This is a genomic window from Phormidium sp. CCY1219 (assembly GCF_055795085.1).
Genome location: NZ_JAYFEQ010000182.1, coordinates 1 through 779 on the forward strand (window position 1 = coordinate 1; position 779 = coordinate 779).

The window sequence follows — 779 nt, forward strand, 5'->3', positions numbered from 1 at the left end:
ATTCCCTCCGCCAACCCCAACCAATCTTCCCCTAGGGTAAAGTCAGAAACCACATCACTGCCATCCCCTTCGCGGAAGACAAACACATCAGTTCCACTCCCCCCAATTAGAGTATCGTTTCCTAAATCACCCCAGAGGAAATCACCCCCATTCCCACCATACAAAACATCATCTTGTTTGCCACCGCGCAGGGAATCATTGCCATCGCGACCATACAGAATATCCGCCTCGGTATTGCCACTGAGGAAGTCCTCCCCATCCCCGCCACAAATCACATCACTGCCAATGTCGCCATACAGGAAATCATTCCCAATATTTCCCAAAAGCGTATCGTTATCCTTGCCACCATGCACCGTATCGTTTCCCCCACCGCCATCTAGGGTATCGCTGCCGCGATTTCCATTCAAGAAATCATTCCCTTCTCCCCCACAAACTGCGTCATTATCGTTATCGCCAAACAAGAAATCATCATCAGCTTGACCGTAAAGCCAATCATCCTGTTTTCCCCCATGCAGGGTATCGCTACCTTGGTCGCCAAAGAGAGTATCATTCTGCCGATTTCCATTCAAAAAATCATTCGCATCCCCGGCCCACAACCAATCCTCATCATTGTCCCCAAATAGAGTATCGTTGCCGCCAAAACCCAACAATTTGTCGTTTTGTTTTCCCCCATGAAGTAAATCGTTGCCATCCCCGGCATCCAGATAGTCATTTCCGGTATTGCCGTGCAAAATATCGTTGCCAGTTCCCGCATAAAGGTTGTCATTTCCTCCCATTCC

At 48.9% G+C, this 779-nt stretch carries 1 protein-coding gene; it reads right to left on the bottom strand.

The features are described from left to right. Nucleotides 1–779 (bottom strand): calcium-binding protein (locus tag AC0QH1_RS01125; RefSeq protein WP_324628892.1); only part of this gene is annotated, 779 nt, incomplete at both ends.